14 protein-coding genes are annotated in these 17719 nt (G+C 63.3%); 12 read left to right on the top strand and 2 right to left on the bottom strand.

Annotated elements, in window-relative coordinates; all coding sequences use genetic code 11:
* Positions 1-126: 126 nt before the first annotated feature.
* The 7 genes from C471_RS15900 to C471_RS15930 all read left to right on the top strand — a co-directional run bounded on the left by C471_RS15900 (position 127) and on the right by C471_RS15930 (position 7373).
* On the top strand, positions 127-555 hold the full coding sequence (locus C471_RS15900; RefSeq protein WP_004050748.1) for a universal stress protein: 429 nt from the start codon (positions 127-129) through the stop codon (positions 553-555).
* Between the two features lie 237 nt (positions 556-792).
* Positions 793-1992, top strand: coding sequence for a substrate-binding domain-containing protein (locus C471_RS15905; protein WP_004050749.1), 1200 nt, complete (start codon positions 793-795; stop codon positions 1990-1992).
* Between the two features lie 45 nt (positions 1993-2037).
* Positions 2038-3165, top strand: coding sequence for a phosphate ABC transporter permease subunit PstC (pstC, locus tag C471_RS15910; RefSeq protein ID WP_004050750.1), 1128 nt, complete (start codon positions 2038-2040; stop codon positions 3163-3165).
* Positions 3162-4730: a phosphate ABC transporter permease PstA gene (gene pstA / locus C471_RS15915; protein ID WP_004050751.1), complete on the top strand. Its 1569-nt coding sequence runs from the start codon at positions 3162-3164 to the stop codon at positions 4728-4730. Before pstC ends, pstA begins: the two co-directional genes overlap by 4 nt.
* Positions 4727-5677: a phosphate ABC transporter ATP-binding protein PstB gene (gene pstB, locus C471_RS15920; protein ID WP_004050752.1), complete on the top strand. Its 951-nt coding sequence runs from the start codon at positions 4727-4729 to the stop codon at positions 5675-5677. Before pstA ends, pstB begins: the two co-directional genes overlap by 4 nt.
* A complete protein-coding gene (gene phoU / locus C471_RS15925; protein ID WP_004050758.1) occupies positions 5674-6351 on the top strand; it encodes a phosphate signaling complex protein PhoU in 678 nt (225 codons plus the stop codon). The genes pstB and phoU overlap by 4 nt, the downstream gene beginning before the upstream one ends.
* A 2-nt stretch (positions 6352-6353) precedes the next feature.
* Complete coding sequence (locus C471_RS15930) at positions 6354-7373, top strand: AbrB/MazE/SpoVT family DNA-binding domain-containing protein (RefSeq protein WP_004050760.1); 1020 nt, start codon at positions 6354-6356, stop codon at positions 7371-7373.
* Between the two features lie 46 nt (positions 7374-7419).
* Here C471_RS15930 and C471_RS15935 read toward each other — a convergent pair whose 3' ends face one another.
* Entirely contained in the window at positions 7420-8370 is a 951-nt protein-coding gene (locus C471_RS15935; RefSeq protein ID WP_004050762.1) for a hypothetical protein, read from the bottom strand.
* Between the two features lie 964 nt (positions 8371-9334).
* Between C471_RS15935 and C471_RS15940 the strand changes: the two genes are divergently transcribed.
* The gene (locus C471_RS15940) at positions 9335-10060 is read left to right on the top strand and encodes a hypothetical protein (RefSeq protein WP_004050763.1); all 726 of its coding nucleotides are present in this window, start codon (positions 9335-9337) and stop codon (positions 10058-10060) included.
* Between the two features lie 319 nt (positions 10061-10379).
* Positions 10380-10862 (top strand): universal stress protein, encoded by a 483-nt coding sequence (locus C471_RS15945; RefSeq protein ID WP_004050769.1) that lies wholly within the window; start codon positions 10380-10382, stop codon positions 10860-10862.
* A gap of 33 nt (positions 10863-10895) precedes the next feature.
* Here C471_RS15945 and C471_RS15950 read toward each other — a convergent pair whose 3' ends face one another.
* A complete protein-coding gene (locus C471_RS15950) occupies positions 10896-11696 on the bottom strand; it encodes a sugar phosphate isomerase/epimerase family protein (RefSeq protein ID WP_049909493.1) in 801 nt (266 codons plus the stop codon).
* Positions 11697-12501: 805 nt separating this feature from the next.
* Between C471_RS15950 and C471_RS15955 the strand changes: the two genes are divergently transcribed.
* The 3 genes from C471_RS15955 to C471_RS15965 all read left to right on the top strand — a co-directional run bounded on the left by C471_RS15955 (position 12502) and on the right by C471_RS15965 (position 17715).
* Entirely contained in the window at positions 12502-14757 is a 2256-nt protein-coding gene (locus C471_RS15955) for a glycoside hydrolase family 3 N-terminal domain-containing protein (RefSeq protein ID WP_049909495.1), read from the top strand.
* Positions 14758-14932: 175 nt separating this feature from the next.
* On the top strand, positions 14933-16081 hold the full coding sequence (locus C471_RS15960) for a BMP family lipoprotein (RefSeq protein WP_004050780.1): 1149 nt from the start codon (positions 14933-14935) through the stop codon (positions 16079-16081).
* A gap of 86 nt (positions 16082-16167) precedes the next feature.
* Positions 16168-17715: an ABC transporter ATP-binding protein gene (locus C471_RS15965; RefSeq protein ID WP_004050781.1), complete on the top strand. Its 1548-nt coding sequence runs from the start codon at positions 16168-16170 to the stop codon at positions 17713-17715.
* Positions 17716-17719 lie beyond the last annotated feature (4 nt).

Below are 17719 nucleotides of genomic sequence, written 5' to 3' on the forward strand. Positions count from 1 at the left end.
TCCGGGCTTCCCGCCCCATCCGTTTGGGGTCTCCCCCGAACGTGTTCGCGCGACGGACGACGCCCGTGCTCCCTGATGGGTCCCGGAAAGCCCCGGTTTGATACCGTCGCCCGTCGAAGCCGACGTATGACCGACGACGTGCTCGTCGCGATGGACGACTCGCCGCTGGGCCGCGAGGCGCTCGCGTTCGCCCTCGAAACGTTCCCGGACGCGCGCATCACCGTCGTCCACGTCGCCTCCCCCGAGCTCGACATGCTCCCCCAAGACACGGAGGAGGTCGTCGGCGGCTCGCTCGACGAGGTCGCGGGCGCGGGCGACGAGACCGCCGCGTCGGTGTTCGACGCCGTCAGCGAGATCGCCGGCGACCGGGATGTGGCGGTCACCTTCCTCACGGGCGAGCCGAAGCGCCGCGTCGCCGAGTACGCCGAGGGCGAGGGGTTCGATCACGTCGTGCTCGGCACGCACGGTCGCTCGGGACTCTCGAGGGCTCTGATCGGGAGCGTCGCCGAGGCCGTCGCCCGTGAGACGGCGGTTCCGACGACGCTGGTGAAATAAGCGAACGGGCGCCGATCCGGCCGCCGTGTTTCGGTGACCGCCGATCCGGCCGCCGTGTCGACTGCGCCGTCGCACGGCCACCGACCGGTCCGGTTCGCCGAGGAATCAGTATCGATATATACCGATCAGTATCGATACCGATCGATACTGCCCGATACTGGCGACACGGTGCCGAAAAGTATCCGTATAGTAACCTATTATAAACCTGTTTAATAGAATCCCGCCTGCACTCACCTGATGTCACGTGATTCGGGGCGTCAGGCGGACGCGGTATCACGCCGAAAGTATCTGCTCACGTCGGCCGCGGTCGGGGCGGCCGGCCTCGCGGGGTGTAGCGGCAACAGCGGGAGCGGCGGCGACGGCGGCGACGGGAGCGGCGGAAGCGACGGCGGTGACGGGAGCGACAGCGGCGGGAGTGAGAGCACCAACTCCATGGAGTCCGGGTCGTCGGCGCCGGCGACGGTGACGGCCGAGGGGTCGTCGACGGTGTACCCCATCTCGAACAAGGGGAGCTCCTACTGGAACTCGAACTCGCCGGCGAGCGACGGCGAGTACTGGGGCTCCAATAGCGAGTCGTCGGTCGCCGGGTGGGACCAGATCGAGACCGACATGAACATCGCCGACTACTTCGCCAGCCTGTACGGCTTCGAGCCGACCGGCGAGCGCTCGAACCCGCCGTTCGCGACCCGCGTCGCGCTGAGCCACTCGGGGACGGGCTGTGAGGCGGTCCGGGACGGCCTCGTCGACATCGGGAACTCCTCGGGGCCGATCACGGCGGAGCTCGACATCAGCGAGGAGCAGCGCGACGAGAACTACGTCGACCACGTCGTCGGCCGCGACGGCCAGCCCGTGTTCGTCAGCCAGGCCATCTACGACGCCGGCGTCGAGCAGCTCACCGGCGACCAGATCCGCGGCATCTACCAGGGCGACATCTCGAACTGGAGCGAGGTCGGCGGTCCGGACCGAGAGATCTACGTGGTCGGCCGCGCCGAGGGCTCCGGGACCGACACGTCGTTCCGGCTGAACATGCTCGGCGACGCCGACGCGCCGATGGACGTCGACACGCGCCTCGGACAGAATCAGCAGGTCCAACAGGTCCTCCAGGACAACGACAACGCCATCGGCTACATGGCGCTGGCGTTCTCCGGCTCGGGGATCCAGGCGATCGCCATCGACTTCGAGGGCACCGTCTACCGTCCGGACCCCGACGCCGAGAACACCATCTTCGACTCCGAGTACCCGCTGAACCGGGACCTGCACATGTACACGCGGATAGACGAGGAGACGCCCGAGGGAACGGACAGGCGCGAGGCGGCGTTCCTCAACATGTTCCTGACCGAGTTCGGCCAGAAGACGTTCGTCGAGGACGTCAACTACATCACGCTGCCGACCTCGGACATCGAGGCCGAACGCGAGAAGCTCCCCGATCAGGCGTAAGTCCGCGGTCGCGCGGACGCTCGCCTCGCGGTCCGACCCCATTATATGTCACTCACCACCCCCCGAACCGACTGGCGCGCGAGCATCGAGCGACGGCTGACCAGAACCCGAGCGTTCGTCGACGACGCCGACCCGGAGGCGCTGGCAGTGATCCTCGCCTCGATGGGGTCGCTCCTGGTCGCCTTCGTCGGGTTCCTGCTGGCGTCCGCATGGACGGCCGTTCCGTTCGGCGCGTTCCTGATCGCCGCCGGCTACGGCTGGGTCCGCCATCAGGCGCTCGTCGCCCGCGCGGTCGCCTTCGCCATGACGACCGTGACGCTCGTCACGCTCGGGCTCGTCGTCGCCTTCATCTTCGCGGAGTCGATCCCCGCGTTCCGGTACGAGACGGCGAGCGTCTTCGGCGTCTCCGTTCCCGGGCTCGGCATGTTCGCACAGGCCCGCTGGGACGCCGTCTCGGAGCCCGTTCGCTACTCGCTGCTCCCGATGATCCACGGGACGGTGATGGTGACGACCATCGCGACGCTCGTGGCGGCGCCCCTCGGCGTCGCCGCGGCGCTCTTTGTCGCCGAGATCGCGCCGCCGCGGGTCCGCGAACTCGTCAAGCCCGGCATCGAGGTGCTGGCGGGCATCCCCTCGATTGTGTACGGCTTCATCGGCTTCACCGTCATCAACCCGTGGGCGAGCGACGCGTTCGCCCTCAACGGCGGCTCGACGTACCTGTTCGTCGGGATGGTCGTCGGGCTGATGGCGCTCCCGACCGTCGTCTCGGTGGCCGAAGACGCGTTGACGAGCGTGCCGGACGTGATGAAGGACGGCTCGCTCGCACTCGGCGCGACCGACTGGCAGTCGATGACCTCGATCACGCTGCCCGCGGCCTTCTCGGGCGTCTCGGCCGCCGTCCTCCTCGGGGTCGGGCGGGCCATCGGCGAGACGATGGCCGCGACGGTGATGCTGGCCGGGGTCCCGCGGATCAGCGACCCCCTCGTGAACGTCTTCTACGGCTACGAGACGCTCACGTCGCTCATCGCGCGCGGCTACGGCAGCGCGAACGGCGTCCACGAGAGCGCGCTGTTCGCCGCCGGCGTCGTCCTGTTCGTCACCGTGTTGTGTCTGAGCGTCGGCTCGCAGTACATCGAGGCGCGGATGCGGCGGCGCCTCGGGGGTGCCGAATGAGCCGCGCCACCCGGACCGCGCTCGTCCGAGACGACCGCACGGCCTACGAGGCCGCCGCCGGGAGCGCGGTCGGGCTCTCCGGGATCGCGTTCGCGGTCGGGCTGGCGGCGCTGTTGGGCCTGGTCGCGATCGACGCCCCCGTCGCCGGCGTCGGGCTGTCGGTGGCGCTCGGCGCGGTACTGCTCGCGCTCGGCGCGGCGGTCGTCGGGTTCGGCGTCGCCTCACGGACGGGGTACGTGGACACCGGGCCCCAGCCCAGCGCGGGGATCGTCGCCGCCGCCGCATTCACGGGGATCTGGGTCGCCGTGGGCGCGGCCGCGTCCGGTGCCGCGGGGCTCGGGACCGGCGGCCGGCTCGGAGGCGGCGCGGTCCTCGGCGGCGTCGCGTTCGCGACGACCGCGCTCCCGCGCGAAGACATCGGATCGACGGTGCCCGCGGGGGCCGTCGCCGGGCTCTGCGGGCTGGCGCTCATCAGCGGCGTCGTCGGCCCCGGCTGGGAACACGCGCTCGTCGGGTACAACGCGACCCTGTTCGGCGACACCGTCGTTCCCGTGGTCGTGCTGTTCGCCTCGCTGGTGACCGGCTGGAGCGCCGCGAAGGCGTCCGGCGGGTTCGGCGCCCGCGGCCGCAACGTCGGCGCGTACGTGCTCATCTACCTCGTCGTCGGCTCGATCCTGGCGGTGCTCGTCGGGCTCGTCGCCTTCGTCGCGGCCAAGGGACTCCCCGGGCTGTTGAACGGGGTTAGCGTCGGCGGGGCCGGCCTCGTCAGCTGGCCGTTCCTGACCAACGGCGCCGGGCTGTTGGCCGACGTCGCGGGCGTGTTTCCCGCGCTCGTGGGGACGGTCTGGCTGGTCGTCGGCGCCGTCTGCTTCGCCGTGCCGACCGGCGTCGGCGCCGCCGTGTTCCTCAGCGAGTACGCCGAGCAGGGCCGCTTCACGGGGGCCGTCGAAGTGGCGACGAACGGACTCTGGAGCACGCCGAGCATCGTGTTCGGCCTGTTCGGCGCCGCCTTCCTGATCCCCCGGTTCGGCAACCAGAAGTCGCTGATCGCCGGAATGCTGACGCTCGGGTTCATGCTGTTGCCGCTGGTGTTGATCACGAGCCGGGAGGCGATCCTCGCGGTCCCCGACGAGTATCGCGACGCCAGCGCGGCGCTCGGCGTCTCCAAGTGGCAGACGATCCGCAGCGTCGTCCTCCCCGCGGCGATTCCCGGCGTTACCACCGGCGTCATCCTCGGCGTCGGGCGGATCGCGGGCGAGACCGCCCCGATCCTGTTGACGATGGGCGGCGGCGTCCTGCCGGCGAAGGCGGCGGCCCCCGACGTGTTGGGTAGCTTCCGCCTGAGCGCCTCGCCGCCGTTCGTCAGCAACCCCGCGCTGTTGGAGGCGACGAGCGCGCTGCCGTACCAGCTGTACGCGCTCATCACTGCGGGGTTGAGCGGGAACATCCGGAACCCGCAGGAGTTCGCGTGGGGGCTGGCGCTGACGCTGCTGCTCGTCGTGTTGGCCTTCTACGCAGTCGGTATCGCGACGCGCTACTACTTCAGACAGAAGCTTCACCAATGAGTCAGACAGACACCGCGGAGACTGCGGAGACCGCAGAGACCGCAGAGACCGCAGCGACGACTGTGAACCGCACCGACGGACAAGATGTCTCCACGACCGCCGGCGAGACCGCCGAGGAGACGCGTCCCGAGTGGACGAGCTACGACGCCGGCGGCGAGACCAAACTCGCCGTCGACGACCTCGATGTCCACTACGGCGACGACCACGCGCTCAAGGGCGTCTCGATGGACATCCCCGAAGAGAGCGTGACGGCGCTGATCGGTCCGTCCGGCTGCGGGAAGTCGACGTTCCTCCGGTGTCTCAACCGGATGAACGACCGCATCCGCGCCGCCAGCGTCGACGGGTCGGTCGCGCTCGACGGCGAGGGCATCTACCAGGACGGCGTCGACCTCGTCGAGCTGCGTAAGCGGGTCGGGATGGTGTTTCAGAGCCCCAACCCGTTCCCCAAGTCGATCCGAGAGAACGTGTCGTACGGACCGCGGAAACACGGCGATATCGAGACGGGCCTGCTCGCCCGACTGACCGGGCGCGCGGAGCCCGACCGCGAGGAGGCGCTCGTCGAGCGGTCGCTCGAACGGGCCGCGCTGTGGGAGGAGGTGAGCGACCGGTTGGACGACAACGCGCTCGGGCTGTCCGGGGGGCAACAACAGCGCCTCTGTATCGCCCGGTGTCTGGCCGTCGATCCGGAGGTCATCCTCATGGACGAGCCGGCCTCGGCGCTCGATCCGATCGCCACCTCGAAGATCGAGGACCTCATCGAGGACCTCGCGCGGGATTACACGGTCGTCGTCGTCACTCACAGCATGCAACAGGCCGCCCGCGTCTCCGACCAGACCGCCGTCTTCCTCACCGGCGGCGAGCTCGTCGAGTACGACGACACCGAGAAGATCTTCGAGAACCCCGAGAGCCAGCGCGTCGAGGATTACGTCAGCGGGAAGTTCGGGTGATCGCCGTGCCCCGCGAGGACTATCGCGAGTCGCTCGACGAGCTGCGTGCCGACGTGGAGTCGATGGGGAGGGAGGTGCTCGATCAGCTCGGTCGGTCGCTGGATGCGCTCGAACGCGACGACCGCGGGCTGGCGCGTGAGGTGATCGACGGCGACGAGCGTGTCAACCAGCAGTACCTCGATCTCGAGGCCGACTGTATCGAGCTGATCGCGCTCCAACAACCCGTCGCCTCGGATCTGCGCTTCGTCGCCGCGTCGTTCAAGATCCTCACCGATCTGGAGCGGATCGGCGACCTCGCGACGAACCTCGCCCGGTACGCCCTCGCCGGCAGCTCGGAAGTCATCTCGGAGAGCCGGCTCCGAGGGATCGGCGAGACCGCCTCCAAGCAGGCGGAAAAGGCGCTCGACGCCTACGTCGAAGCCGATCCCGAGGCGTGTCGAGCGATCGCCGAACGAGACGACGACCTCGACGCCTCGTGTCAAAACGCCAGCGAGGCCGTCGTCCGCGAACTGGTCGCCAGCGAGCCCGACCGCTGGGACATCGAGCGACTGCTTGACGACGTATCGCGACTGCTGCTCACGGTCCGCGATCTGGAGCGGGTCGGAGACCACGCCGTCAACATCGCCGCGCGGACGCTGTACATGAGCGACGGTGACCCCGAGCTGATCTACTGACGATGGAGACGAGAAAGCTCCAGGAGGTCGGCGGCGGAACGTTCACCGTCTCGATCCCGAAGGAGTGGGCGGCGAGTCACGGCCTCGAGGTCGGCATGGACCTGCACCTGTACACCCACCGTGACGGGTCGATCCTCGTCAGGTCCTCGGACGCCGACGTCGGCTGTCTGGACGAGGCGACCGTCGACGTCCCAGGGGGCGGCACCGGAGCCGTCGAGCGCGCGGTTCGGACCGCTCACGCGGCCGGGTTCGAGACGATAACGCTGCATCGGACGGGCTCGTTCTCCGACGCGGAGCGCGAGGCCGTCCGGTCGACGGTTCGGGACCTCGTCGGGACGAACGTCCTCAGCGAGTCGGACGCGGAGATCACGATCAGACACCTCTTGGACACCTCGTCCGTCTCCGTCTGCCAGTCGATCCTTCGACTCCAGCGCGTGGTCGCCTCGCTCCTCCGCGACGCGAGCGAGCGGTTCGTCGACGCCGCTGATACGCACGCGGGAATCCGCGACCGCGCCTGCGAAGCGCGACGCTCCGCCGAGATGGTCACGCGACACTTCTCCCGGTCACTGACCTCGCCCGCCGAGCTCGACGCGCTGGGCGTTTCCCGACCAGAACTGTTCGCCTTCCACGCTATCGCTCGGCGTCTCGAGACGGTCACCCAGCAGGCCGTTCGGATCGCGGGCACCGGGGAGAAGCTCCCCGAGCCACTCCCGGACGAGGCGGCCAGGGACGTGTGTTCCGTAGCCGACGACGTTGCGTGCGCCGTCGACGACGTGGTAACCGCCGTCCTCGGCGACGACGGGACGAAGGCTCAACAGGCGAGGGATCGATGTGACGGCGCCGCGGAAGACATCGCTGCGGTCGAACGGCGTCTGTACGACGGGGCAGTTTCGGGACCGATGCCCACGACAGTCGCCCTGACCGACGTGCTCTCGCACCTGCGGCGAACGGCTGACTGTGGCCGACACATGGCAGATACCGCGGCGAGCGCCGCGATTCGCGCCGAAAACACCGATCTCTGACTGACAGACCGGCTGGACACGAGCTGTCGCTTCGGAGACGCCGGTCCTACTCGACCGCGGGTTGGTGGTCCGCGACGACGGCTTCGACAGCAGCCCACGCGACCGGGGGCTCCATCGCTTCGAGCTCCGCGTCGAGCGCGGTCAACCGATCGTCGAAGCGCGCGGTCCACTCCGGCTCGGCACGCGCGACGAGCCGCTCTCCGACGGCCTCGTGGCTGGCCTGAACCTCGTCGAGGCGCGGTTCGATGTCCGACGGAGAACGCTCGCTCTCACGCTCGGCCCACGTTCGAAGCGCCGCCAGTTCCGCCCGGAGATCCGCGATCATCAGCGACGCGACGCGGTGGCGAACCATCGCCGCGGCCCACCTGTTCGCCGCCTCCCCCTCGGGTCCCTCGTCGCCGACCGCGAGCGTCTCGGCGATCGCATCCAGCTCGTTCACTGACTCCGCGAGCGCCTCGACGTCGCCCGCGAGCTCTTCGGCTCGTCGGTCGGCGTCAGCGAGCCACTCCCCGAACGCCTCGATCTCTAACTGAAAGTCGTCGGCGATTCGCTGAACTTCGGAGGCGGCGTTCGTCACCCGTTTAATCCGCCGTGCAATCTCGTAGAGGTCGCCCTCGTCCTTCATCGCGAGCACCTCCTGTACCGCGTTTCCGAGGTCGTCCGCTCGGTCCTCGATACGGTCGAGACGCGCTTCGAAGTCGTCGGTGCGCGCCGAAACGAGGGCCATATCCGAGACCGGGTCGGCCGTTTCCCGAGCGTCGTCCAGCTTTTCGGCCGCGAGCTCAACCCTCGTCTCGGCGGTGGTCACTACCATCGACGCGTTCGCGAGGGCGTCGTCGACAGCCTCCCGTCGGACCGTCCCGTCCCGGGCGACGATCGCGAGCGTTTCTCGCACTTCGCTGGAGTTTCGCTCGTCGTCGTCGACGATGTCGACCGCCCGGTCGATGGACATCCCGTCGAGATCACTCGGGCCATCGCCGTGCTCCGTGTCTGTCATGGGTACCGCTTCTCACTGATAGCCCCTTAGTGGTTCGATGCCCTCACCGACCGCTGTGGTGCGCCGCGAGTGAGTCCGGACGGGACTTCGACGCGATACGCCGAAACCCGCCCCTCGGGCGTGCCCAGCGAATCGGCCTTGAGACTGTGGAGCGAGAGCCGATACCCGCGAGATTATAGACGACGGAATCAACCATTATCTGCCAGAAATACCACTTTCGAATACAGTTAGCTTTCTTTATGATATGCTGTCGAACGCGGTTGCGTCGCGGTTCATAACCGGTACGGAAGACCGCTTGATGAGCCACCGGCGGGGATCCATCCGGACCGAGTTGCCGTCGATTAAAAGCGGTACAGGAGCGGCAGGCCTCACTGGCCGTGCCTTGCGACTACTTCGGAAGCCAAGTAAATCTTCGCTCACGACGGCCCCGAGGCCCCAGTTTCCGATATCGCGGGAACCTCTCATGACCCTTCCGAGACCTCCGATGGCGTAGACTCCGTGACCTCACCGGTGACCCCGGCGATCTCATCGGCGCGCCCGACGAAAAGCCTCAGCCACCGCGTCCGACAACACGAGTTCGGAAATTCCATAAAGACATATTGTATATGATGAAAGAACGAATACCATCGCTTTCAATCATTTTGGCTGCGTCGATCATTTCACCGATCGTGGACACGCGGATCATTCGAACGCAAAGTACGTATCAGAACCAGAATGATCCCGATCACCGAATCCTTCCGAGGTTGTGTTCGAGATGAATCGAGGTCCGTCCAGAGCCCGCGACACTGAGCACCGGTCCCGCTCTCGTCGAGGGCGGAAATTTCCACGCTGATCCCGAGTTTGAGAAACAATTATATCACGGCGTCTATTCAAGCGACATAAGCGAATGCGCTACATACAGTCGATTCAGGACCCGCGGTATACGGGTAACAATCGATGCCTCCCGTGTACGATCGTTAATTCGGTGATCGGGATCATTCTGGCGGCGATCGCGGCAGTGGAGTCACTCTATCTCGCCGGAGGTGTGCTGGGTATCGCGGTCCTCGCGATCGGGTTGCGGGGGTACCTCATCCCCGGAACGCCCGCGTTGACCAAACGATACCTGCCAAAGCGCGTGCTTCGATGGTTCGGCAAGCAGCAAACGACCACCGAGAGCAACGGCGAACTCGCGGAGGACGCATCCGACCTCGATACCGAGGAGATCCTCCTGTCTGAGAACGTATTACGGATCTGCGACGACGGCGCGGATTTGTGCCTCACCGATCAAGCCCGGGAGCGCTGGAACGCTGAAATCGAGTCGTGCGACGGAGTGACGGCGTCCGGGGTCTCGCTCATGTTACCCGGAGTCGATACGCACAGTTCGGTGAGTCTGACAGAGGATCAGACCGGCGTGGACCTCACGTGCGATGGGACGTGGGCCGGCCATTGGCCGTCCGAAGCCGCGGTGTGTGCTGACATAACTGGAGCAGCCGTGCTCGACGCACAGCTTCCGATGTGGGAAGAGTTCGACGCGCAAGAGCGCGCGCAACTCCTCACCGGGCTCCGACTGTTCGTTCCGAAGTGCCCGACAACCGGGAGCGAGGTGTCGATGTCCGAGAAAACGGTGCCATCGTGTTGCTCCTCACGTCAGGTCGTCGCGTTCACCTGCGCGGGGGGCGAAACGATCCTCGAACAAGAGATCCGGGGCTGATCAGCGATTCTCACCTGGAACGGTAAGGGAGGAGCTCAGACACGCTATCTTCGAAGCGCGGCCAGGCGTGAAGACCACACCGGTATTCCCAGCCTCTGACGGCGGGCGAGACGGCCGACATCGACGTACGGGCCGACGTGCCGTTCGTCCCAACAACTGCGATACACCGAGAGCCAACGCGTAGCGATACGGTCTCCATGACCCGTCGGAACCCGATCCCGACCGTGGCTGACCTGTGCGCCAAATTGTTAATCGTATTATTAATATTATTTATTCGTTCCGGTGTTTATTTATATGGAGGTAATGAACGTCGCAGTTAATGATCGAAACGGTCCTGCTCGCAGTCGGTCGTGACGATGAGACGAGAGTTGACGAACTCGTCAGGCACGCCATTGACATCGCCAAGCCGACCGATGCGACGGTCATCGTGGCCCATGTGATCTCCAAAAGCGAGTACGAAGACGAGGTGCAGAGTTACCAAGACGCGATCGACCAACTCGGACTCGACGTGAGAGAGCAGGATCTCTCACCGGAAACGCTAGCCGAAGAGACCGATCTCGTGGGCGAACTCCTAGAACGGCTGGATGATGCCGGAATCGACGTCGAAACGAGGGCCGCGCTAGGCGACGAGGCCGACGAGATCGTCCGCATAGCGAAAGACGTTGGATCTGACGTACTTCTTGTGGGAGGCCGGAAACGATCGCCAACCGGAAAGGCAGTGTTCGGTAGCACCGCGCAGGAAGTCCTGCTTACCGCACCCTGTCCCGTTACGTTCGTCCGCGAAGGTGCCTATCAGGAGTAGACTCCGCCTCGCCGACACGATACGGGAGAGAAGTCAGATCAGCGTTCGGCTCCAAGTGTCGAGGAATTCGGCCCCCGTCTCGAGAGATTCCATCGGATTCGGCGCACCATCGTACTCATAAACGAGAAAGTCGATGTCCGAGGTTTCCCTGATGACGTCAGCGAGGGAATCCGTATTCACGTCGCCTTCGCCGATCTCCTCAAACGTTCCCGCCGTGCTCATATCTTTCACGTGGAGCGAGCCGATATTGCCGCTGTATTCGCTGAGAACACCGGCCGGATCCGCGCCGCCAACGAGCGACCACCCAACGTCCAACTGGAGGTGGACGTCGTCACTGATGTGTCGAGCAAAAACGTCGTAAGCGGTCTCGTCTCCGAGGGTCATCTCGAACTCGTGGTTGTAGTTGTGATAGCCGTACTCGATCCCCCAGTCAGCCAGCCGGTCCGCCATCGCATTAATTCGATCTGCGAACGCCACGATGGAGTCTTCGTCCGTAAACGTGTTCGGAGATTGATATCCGTGAATGAGAGTCGACGCGCCGAAATCAGTGTACGTCCGAGCGAGTGTGTCGAACTCCTCCTCAAGGTGACCAACACTGACGTGGGCACTACGCATGGTAACGTCCGTCTCCTCAACTGCAGTCGCGATCACCGCCGGGTTGTCGAGATAGAACGGTTCGACGGCGTCGTACCCGGCAGCGGCGCTCGCGCGGATCAACTCTGCAACGGACTTGTCGGAGTTCGCATCGTACGTCCAAAGCTGTGTTGAGATGGGGATGTCGTCAGTTGCTCCCCGTGCGCTTTCGCTGTCTTCGGAGAGATCATCGGCCCGCACGAGTCTCGTAGCCGAACTCCCGAGACCAAACACACCGATCCCCGTGAGAACGCCTCGCCGAGTCGCAACTGATAATTCTCGACTATTTTCACGATCTCGCCCCTTCCGTCTTCGATTTTTTTCACTCATGCGTGTGTACCCAGTGTTTGCCCATATTCCACTCACTTGTATACAAGAATTCGATTTATTATCGAGCTACCACCTCGTAGTTTGTCACCTATAATAAAATAGTGGGGAAGTGATGATATTCGCACGTGTACCAACAACTGCAGAGAGACGAGAGCCCGTTCGTGCGATCGCGCTTTGACTTCAATCAGACGGCGAGACTCAGACATCCTCTGAGCCCGGTATCTCGCCGGTGTGTCGAAATCGACGCGTAATCTGTCGAACTCTCCGAAAGCCGATCGCTTCACGCCGTAGCCACGGTTGACGGTTCCGATAACGGAAGCTCAGTCGTATCGGTATCGGTCCTATTGATATTCTTCACTTCGTACTAGTAATGCTCCGGGAACCACTCGATCGATACGTTACAAAACTAATAGTGTAACGGATTATGCCATGTTAAAATATCCAATTGATCATGAAAAATCTGTGGTTCTATTGAGAACGATTTGTCGATCGGTGTGTCGTCCCGTATCCTGAGTATTGATAGTAATACCAGTGTGTGAAGATACCAAGATAGATGTAGAAAAACATCTGATCTACGCCATCTGACAAGTGGGTTCTCACCGATGACACGGACAGACGACGGGGTTTGCAGAATATCGACCACAGATTTAAATCCGATTGAAGGATACGCTGGCTTATGACTGAGGTAAATCACACATATAAGGATTCAAATGCCCCGATCAGCGCACGGGTGGACGATCTCCTAGGTCGGATGACGATCGAAGAGAAGGCGGGCCAGTTGACCGGAATGTGGGTCGGGAAGCTCTCTATGTCCGATAGCGGTACGAACGTCGCCGGGCTGGTGGAACAGACTCTGAACGATGTCAAGGACGCGATCCGCACCTCCGATATCGGATCCGTGACCCCGTTCGGGACCGGTATATCCCCGTATAACAACCCCGCTGTCACGTCTCGAATCGCGAACCAGCTACAGCGAGTGGCAATAAACGAGACCCGGTTAGGAGTTCCGTTAATCATCCCCGTCGACGCCATACACGGGCACGCTAACGTCGACGGGAGTACGATATTTCCTCACAACCTCGGAATGGCAGCGACGTGGAATCCGGACATTGTCAGACGATCGGCCCGTATTACGGCAAAGGAGATGCGAGCGACCGGTGCCACGCAGAACTACTCGCCGACGGCGGACGTCGCCCGCGACCCTCGGTGGGGAAGGACGTACGAAACCTACGGTGAATCACCGCACTTGGTACAGGAGCTGGTCGCAGCGGAAGTCAAAGGGCTCCAACGGCAAGAGGCGTCCATCTCGGACGGCGTCGCTGCGACAGCGAAACACTTCCCAGCGTACAGCAGTCCCGCGCGGGGAGAGGACGCGGCCCCGGTTGACATCTCGCCGACGACGCTCCGGAGGGTGTATCTACCACCGTTCCGGCGTGCTATCGACGAGGGGACGCTCGGTATCATGCCCTCGTACAACTCGGTCGATCGGGAGCCCGTACACGGATCGCGACGGTTCCTGACAGAGCTGCTCCGCGAGGATCTGGGGTTCCAAGGGGCGGTCTACTCGGACTGGCTCGCCACGGAAATGCTGCCAAATAACCATCGAACGGCCGACTCTCTCCCAGAGGCGGTGCGACAGGTGCTCGACGCCGGGATGGATATGTTCTCGGTCGGAGGTCCGGATACCACCGACAGAATCATTCACCTCGTCGAATCCGACCTGTATCCCGAAGATCGGTTGGACGAGCACGTCCGACGCGTTCTCGAGGCAAAATTCCGACTCGATCTGTTCGACGATCCGTTTGTTCACCCGAGCGATGCCAGTGATATCGTCGGAAAGTTAGATCATCGCCAAGTTGCTCTTGACAGCGTCAGACAGTCAGTGACGCTGCTACAGAACACCGACGAGACGCTCCCGTTGGATCCGGACCTCGACAGTGTACTAGTCACCGGGCCGAACGCAGACTCTATCAACAACCTCTGTGGGGGGTGGAGCGTCGTCCAGAACGACAATTACCGCGGATCGACGATCCGCGACGGGGTCGCACTCGTAACCGGGGATAATACTAGTATTACTCACGAGCCGGGCTCGTCAATAACTGAGGCAAGAGATCTGGATCGGGTTCGCTCCGAAGCCGAAGATAGCGATGCAGCCGTCGTCGTCCTCGGCGAAAACTGGTACATCCACGAATTCGGTCCGCGGTCGGTCACGGGGCCGACTGACGAGTTCCCGAAACGGGACCAGCTCAGACTTCCTACGGCTCAGCGACAGTTGCTCAAGACCGTCCACGAGACGGGGACGCCGACCGTTCTCGTCGTGGTTTCGGGTCGGCCCCTCGTGCTCACCGACGTGATAGAGCACGCCGACGCGGTTCTGATGGGATATCTCCCGGGAAAAGAGGGCGGCCAGGGAATCGCAGAGGTCGTGTTCGGAGAGGTAAACCCGTCCGGCAAGCTCCCGATATCAATGCCGAAGTCGATGGGGCAGCTACCGCAGACACACGATCGGCTCCCGCATCCCGCTCCGATCGGTGAAAGCGAACATTCTCCGTCTTACGATCCCCTTTTCGAGTTCGGGCACGGGTTGAGCTACGCCGACTGCAGTTATGAGGAGATCGAAACCGGACAGTCCAAAGTGGGTGCACAAGAGACAGTCGACGTAACGGTAACTCTCGAAAACCGGGGCGACCGATCGATCGAAGAGGTCGTGCAGCTGTACGTTCGTGATCGCGTCAGCTCGCGCGTAACGCCCGTACGAGAGCTAAAGGCGTTCAAACGCGTCTCTGTGCCGGCAGGCGAGTCCACGAGTACGACGCTCCCGCTCGACGTCGACGACCTCGGCGTAGTACAACCCGACGGCGACATGGCGGTCGAGCCGGGAGTGTTCCAGGTGACATCTGGCGGGTTATCAACGGAGTTCGAGGTGGTGTAGCGACTGCTCTAATTATCAGCCTTGCGGTCGACGCCCGGTCTATCACGGTAGATAATACACGGTAATGAATAATTTTTTAATGTAGGACTTCATTCACCGGACTATGACGTCTAACACGGATAACCCTGACAGGTCTGCAAACTCGGACGAAACAACGACGACCGGGCGCCGCTCCGTGCTCGCAGCGGGTGCCACGGTCGTCGCCGGGACGACGCTCTCCGGCTGTCTCGGCGGTGACGGCGGCGACGGAAGCGACGGGAGCGACGGCAGTGACGGGAGCGACGGCAGTGACGGGAGCGACGGCAGTGACGGGAGCGACGGCAGTGACGGGAGCGACGGCGGCGACTCGGGATCGACGACGAACATCGCGATCGTCTCCAGCCCGGCCGGCTTCGACGACAGCGCGTTCAACGACCTCGCGGTCGAAGGTCTCGAAACGGCAGCGGAGGAGTACAACATCGAGATCAACCAGGTCGAGGAAACCGAGCAGTCGAACTACCAGTCCACGCAGGCGAACCTCGCCGAGAGCGGTGACTACGACCTCATCGTGTTGGTCTCGTACAACCACACCGAGGCACTCACGCAGAACGCCGTCGACTATCCGGACCAGAACTGGATGCTCATCAACGCCCACGTCGACGAGCCGAACGTGGCCGGGTACACGTGGGCCAACCACGAGATGTCCTACCTCGCGGGCGTCCTCGGCGGGACGATGACGACCGAAGAGCTCTCCCACGAAGGGAACTCGAACGATCCGAGCAACGCTCACATCGGCTTCGTCGGGGGCGTCGACGGGTCGCTCATCAACGCGTTCGAGGAGTCCTACATCGCCGGTGCGGAGTGGGTCAACTCCGATGTCGATGTCGACGTCGGGTACATCGGGAACTACAGCGACACGGACACCGCGTCCAGTATCGCCTCCTCGCAGTACGACAACGGCGCGGACATCGTCTACCACGCTGCAGCGGCGGCCGGACAGGGAGTCTTCGCGGCTGCCCAGGAGAACGACCGGTTCGCGATCGGCGTCGACGCGGACCAGTCCGTGACTCTGGAGGAGTTCCAGGACGTCATCATCGGCTCCGCGGTCAAGTACATCAACGCGGGGACGCAGGAAGTCGCCGGCGCGGTCGCCGAGGGCAACTTCGAGAGCGTGACGGGTGCAAACACGCTCGGCCTCGAAGAGGAGGGCGTCGACGTCGTGATCGGCCAGGCGTTCGAAGGGAGCCTCCCGGACGTCGTCTCGCAGAACATTCAGGAAGCGAAAGACGGCATCACGAGCGGCGATATCGAGGTTCCGTGTTCCGCCTCCGGCTGTAGCAACTAATTCTCTCGCAGTTTTCGGTCGGTATTTTACGATCACACCTCCTACAAAGGACAATGACAACTAAAGACACACCACCCGCCGTTCGCATGGAGGGTATCACGAAACGGTTCGGCGACGTCGTGGCGAACGACAACGTCGATTTCTCGTTGGAAGAGGGATCGATTCACGCTCTCCTCGGTGAGAACGGGTCCGGAAAGACGACGCTGATGAGCGTCCTCTATGGACTCTACGAGAAAAACGCCGGCACCATCTCCGTCAACGGCGAGACGCGAACGTTCGACTCGCCTCGGGACGCGATGGACGCGGGCATCGGGATGATCCACCAGCATTTCCAGTTGGTGGACACCATGACGGTGCTCCAGAATATCATTCTCGGCCACGAGCCGACCAGTAGCGGCCTCGTCGACAAAGATTCCGCTCGAGCCGATATCGAAGAGATCTGCTCACACTACGATTTCAACGTCGATCAGCACCTCGACACGAAGGTCCAAGACCTCGACCTCGGATCCCGACAGCGCGTTGAAATCGTGAAGAGCCTGTACCGCGGGGCTGATATTCTCATCCTCGACGAGCCGACCGCCGTCCTCACTCCGCAAGAGATCGAGGATCTGCTTGACGTGATGGAAGAGCTCGCGGACGCCGGTCACTCGCTCATATTTATCACACACAAGCTCGGAGAGGCGCTCCAGACGGCCGACGAGATCACCGTTTTGCGAGATGGTGAGGCTATTGGCACGGTCGATACCGCTGAAACTTCCGAAGAGGAGTTGGCGCGGATGATGGTCGGCCGAGAGATTCAGTTCGACCGTCCATCTCGGGATCCGTCCACCGGGGCCTCCGTGCTTGAAGCAAGCGGACTCCGCGTCCGAGATGACCGAGATCTCGAACAGGTGAGCGGCGTCGATCTGTCCGTTCAGGAGGGTGAAATTCTCGGAATTGCAGGGGTCCAAGGGAACGGGCAGACGGAGCTCGTCGAAGCGCTGACGGGGCTACGTGACGTTGACTCCGGATCTGTTCAGTTCCACGGAAAAGACATCACGGAGACGAACAGACGCCAGCGGATCAAAGACGGAATCGCGTACATCCCGGAAGACCGGACGACGGAGGGGCTCGTTCAGGACTATACGCTGGTTCGCAACGCCTTGTTGGGGAACCAGACCGTCGAACCGTTCGTCGAAAACGGGATGATCGACTGGGATTCTGTCGACGAGCACGCCGGAGATATCATCGAAGAGTACGACGTGCAGCCACCGGACAAAAGTACCGAAGCAAAGTCGCTGTCCGGCGGGAACCAGCAGAAGTTCATCGTCGGACGGGAGATCGAACACAACCCAGATGTGATGATCGCGTCTCACCCGACCCGAGGCGTCGATATTGGTTCGATCGAGTTTATTCACGATCGGTTGCTGGAACTGCGTGAGTCTGGGATGGGGATCGTCGTTGTCTCCTCGAAGCTCGATGAGATCCAGAAACTCTCGGATCGGATCGCGGTAATGTACGAAGGCGAATTCATAGACACAGTCGATCCGGTGGAAACGACCGAAGAAGAGCTCGGAATGCTGATGGCTGGGCACAACACTACCGAGGGCGATATCCCTCGTGAAAATACGCCCAGTGGAGGTGTCCAGTCGTGAGCGG

This window comes from Halorubrum saccharovorum DSM 1137 (genome assembly GCF_000337915.1).
Lineage (GTDB): Archaea > Halobacteriota > Halobacteria > Halobacteriales > Haloferacaceae > Halorubrum > Halorubrum saccharovorum.

Coding starts and splice junctions, on each gene's coding strand:
- C471_RS15905 (WP_004050749.1), top strand. CDS start 793: ATGTCACGTGATTCGGGGCGTCAGGCGGACGCGGTATCACGCCGAAAG.
- C471_RS15955 (WP_049909495.1), top strand. CDS start 12,502: ATGACTGAGGTAAATCACACATATAAGGATTCAAATGCCCCGATCAGC.
- pstB (WP_004050752.1), top strand. CDS start 4,727: ATGAGTCAGACAGACACCGCGGAGACTGCGGAGACCGCAGAGACCGCA.
- C471_RS15900 (WP_004050748.1), top strand. CDS start 127: ATGACCGACGACGTGCTCGTCGCGATGGACGACTCGCCGCTGGGCCGC.
- C471_RS15935 (WP_004050762.1), bottom strand. CDS start 8,370: ATGACAGACACGGAGCACGGCGATGGCCCGAGTGATCTCGACGGGATG.
- pstC (WP_004050750.1), top strand. CDS start 2,038: ATGTCACTCACCACCCCCCGAACCGACTGGCGCGCGAGCATCGAGCGA.
- C471_RS15965 (WP_004050781.1), top strand. CDS start 16,168: ATGGAGGGTATCACGAAACGGTTCGGCGACGTCGTGGCGAACGACAAC.
- pstA (WP_004050751.1), top strand. CDS start 3,162: ATGAGCCGCGCCACCCGGACCGCGCTCGTCCGAGACGACCGCACGGCC.
- C471_RS15945 (WP_004050769.1), top strand. CDS start 10,380: ATGATCGAAACGGTCCTGCTCGCAGTCGGTCGTGACGATGAGACGAGA.
- C471_RS15930 (WP_004050760.1), top strand. CDS start 6,354: ATGGAGACGAGAAAGCTCCAGGAGGTCGGCGGCGGAACGTTCACCGTC.